This window comes from Caballeronia catudaia (assembly GCF_001544755.2).
Taxonomy (GTDB): domain Bacteria; phylum Pseudomonadota; class Gammaproteobacteria; order Burkholderiales; family Burkholderiaceae; genus Caballeronia; species Caballeronia catudaia.
On the sequence record NZ_FCOF02000112.1, the window covers coordinates 1 to 2,804 of the forward strand.

Consider the following 2,804-nt stretch of genomic DNA (forward strand, 5'->3'; position numbering starts at 1 on the left):
TCTGGCGCGCGACGAACTTCATCGTCTCACCTCGAATAGCACGCGACGCCGAACCTATTCCAGCGCGCGCCATAACAGTCCGTCTCTCGAAGACGAGATTTTTGGTTACATTCCATTGCCCGACTCGGCCGCCGGCCCAAACCCGTCTTGGCAGCGTGATAAGGGGCGGCTTGCCGCCCTGTTCTGTCCCCTGTCGGCTGTCGCAGACAGCCGCAAACGCAATCGCGTCATCCGCCGCACGGTGCAGAACGATTTCCGCTTCGCGCGCGCAGCGGCAGCCCTGCCGCAGATCCCGACTCTGCAACCGGACGCCAATGAAGCCGCCGCGCGTCCGGGGCGGCACCTCATCGCCTTTTTTACTGTTGCGGTATCCGATTCGTTTATCAGCTTTGAACACCACTCCTTGCTTGCATGGGCAATCTTGGTGGATTACCGTGAACCTGCATCGCCGGAATGGTCAACAAGTAGATAAAACACAGGCTGCGGACACACGATTAGCGCCAACCGCTGGAACGCGATGATTTCATGAGCCTCGAACTGAAATTCTCGAACATTGCCGACTCGGTGATCCGGCGGCAGTCTCGGTCGCTGCATTTCGATACGCTCGCACGGCAAACAGCAGCGGGCGCCCACGTCCGCTCCTTCCCCATACTTACCGTCGTTCTGCAAGGAACGCTCAAAGTTCAAAAAGACGCCATGCACCCTCGTGGCTGATCCAGGCTGATCCGTCACACAAGTGTCACAGAACATCATGACGGATTTATGAATTTTTTCATTGATCGAACCATACATCGCGCTTTTTAGGCCGAAGAGAAACCGTATGCGTCGAATTCCAACCAAGCGTCTGCGACGAAGCTTATGCTGCCACGAGGTCAAACAGCCATCACACATTATTTTCAAGCAGTGTCTTCCCGCAATGGGGAGAAGCGAAATCTAACTGATGAGGACTTTGCAGACATGAAGAGCCTGCGAATAAGACGTGCGGAATGCTGTCCGTTTGCGTCGCCCGGAATGACATGACATCGCCACCTGTTAGGAGGTGCGCGGTACGTCTGGTCATTCCAGACGTATCGCAACCGATGAAGCGCCCGCCACTGTGCGGGCGCTTCTTTTTTGGGGAGGCGTTCGAGCTTCGGCATGAGCTTGGGCCGCAACGTCGTCCGCGTCCGCCACGCACTTCGGTGGACCGCGAGAAAACTCGCCGCCGAGACGGTGAGGGACGACCCTGTGCGCCTGAAAAAAGCATATCGCGCAATCGCCCAGATGGAGACGCGTGGCCGGCGAAATCCAGATCGCCTCTCGCGCACTCGACTACTGCCCGCGCTGGCCGACGCGTTAAAGATCGCGCCAAGCCGCTTGATGTACGATGATCTGTGCATGCTCTCAGACGCGGAAATCTTCGCACTGCGCGCCACGTATGGCCAAGCACGTGCCTACGACGAATCGCGGCCGATCGGCGACCAAGTGGAGACGGCGGATCTGCTTCAACGGAGCGTCATCCGCATGGTGCTCAAGCAGTGCCGGACGGACGAAGAACTTATCGCGCTCAAGCTCTACCTGCTGGCGCACCCTCACATTGTTCGCGCCCAACGATCGACCGAGACGCCCACCGGTGACGCTTAAGCTGCCCCCCGCGGCATGGCCATATGGCGGCCCTGGTGGGATTCGAACCCTCGTATCGGGGTCTGTAGGGGATCGCAGGGGCACTAAGTCTTTGATATATCGAAGGGGCATATCCGTGCGTGCCCCTGCATTCCCCTCGACTGTCTCTGGAATTGTCCCTTGAACGTTGCCAGAGAAAAACGAATACACACGGAGACATGTTACGTGAAACGGACAATGACAGCGCGGGGCACGCCAGTCGGCGAGCGAAGGAGACACACAGCGGCACTTCCTCCGAACGAGCACACGTTTCATCTTCCTCCTGCACGCTCTCGGCCATCGACAGTCGAAACGTTTATCCTTCAACGTCCCAACGCTTGCGCGTGCTGGGTTTCGTCGAAAATTTAAGCCAGGCGCAGTTCGGACACCAACTGCCCGACCTAATCGTGGCGGGCGTGGTCTGCCAGACATGCCCCCGATGGCATTCCCATGTGTGTTTGACTTGCGTTCCAAGCGCTTCTGTCGAAAGGCACTTTCCGCCGCGTTCTGCAGCCATCATCTGCAACGTTTCGATTGACGTGCGATTTGCAATCGAAGCGCAGCGACTGCACCAGCCGCCCTGCCAGATGGTGCCGGCAAAGGCACGCCATTCATGGCGCGCCGCGCAACGAAAGCGATAACGCTTGCGCGCCCCTGTGTATTCACTCGACAGACACTCACCGCCGCGCTTGCGCGCCGCCGCCTGCAAACGCTCCAGACCGTCGTGATAGAACATCGCCTGATGATTGTCCTCGGACCTTTTCGCGCTCAGGCAGCGCGGACACGCCAGCACCTCGTTCATGACCGCATCGCCCCGCGCTTCCCAGCGATGACCGCAGGGGCATTCAAAAGGATATAAGCCACGGCGGCCTCCCCTATATTCCTCGGCCAAGCATCGCACGCCTTTGGCAGTCGCCACCGCATGCAACCGCTCCAGACCGTCGCGGTGCATAGCACGCCGTCCATTATCTGCAGCTTTACAGCGCATACACCAATGTCCGTCGCAGAGGCTCTGCCCCGTCACCTCCCATTCATGCCCTTTCGCGCAACGCACGCGATGGCGATCGCGAAGTCCTGTGAAGGCGCCTATTGAGACTTACGTAAGTCATGACATCACCAGAGCTCGGCTTGTTTCCAACATGCGGCGATGATCGATTTGCGCT

4 protein-coding genes are annotated in these 2,804 nt (G+C 58.6%); 3 read left to right on the top strand and 1 reads right to left on the bottom strand.

Features of this window, described 5'->3' with window-relative positions; all coding sequences use genetic code 11:
* The 3 genes from AWB75_RS37960 to AWB75_RS36195 all read left to right on the top strand — a co-directional run.
* A partial coding sequence (locus tag AWB75_RS37960; protein ID WP_159462857.1) for a hypothetical protein occupies positions 1-472 on the top strand: 472 nt, incomplete at its 5' end.
* 53 nt (positions 473-525) lie between these two features.
* Complete coding sequence (locus tag AWB75_RS37535) at positions 526-714, top strand: hypothetical protein (RefSeq protein WP_143746690.1); 189 nt, start codon at positions 526-528, stop codon at positions 712-714.
* 423 nt (positions 715-1,137) lie between these two features.
* Positions 1,138-1,623: a hypothetical protein gene (locus AWB75_RS36195; RefSeq protein ID WP_061128713.1), complete on the top strand. Its 486-nt coding sequence runs from the start codon at positions 1,138-1,140 to the stop codon at positions 1,621-1,623.
* Between the two features lie 334 nt (positions 1,624-1,957).
* Here AWB75_RS36195 and AWB75_RS36200 read toward each other — a convergent pair whose 3' ends face one another.
* Positions 1,958-2,443, bottom strand: a complete 486-nt coding sequence (locus AWB75_RS36200) for a hypothetical protein (protein WP_061128714.1) — start codon at positions 2,441-2,443, stop codon at positions 1,958-1,960.
* Between the last annotated feature and the right edge of the window lie 361 nt (positions 2,444-2,804).

Excerpts from the sequence above, each read along its gene's own strand:
- AWB75_RS37535 (WP_143746690.1), top strand. The coding sequence starts at position 526 with ATGAGCCTCGAACTGAAATTCTCGAACATTGCCGACTCGGTGATCCGG.
- AWB75_RS36195 (WP_061128713.1), top strand. The coding sequence starts at position 1,138 with ATGAGCTTGGGCCGCAACGTCGTCCGCGTCCGCCACGCACTTCGGTGG.
- AWB75_RS36200 (WP_061128714.1), bottom strand. The coding sequence starts at position 2,443 with ATGAACGAGGTGCTGGCGTGTCCGCGCTGCCTGAGCGCGAAAAGGTCC.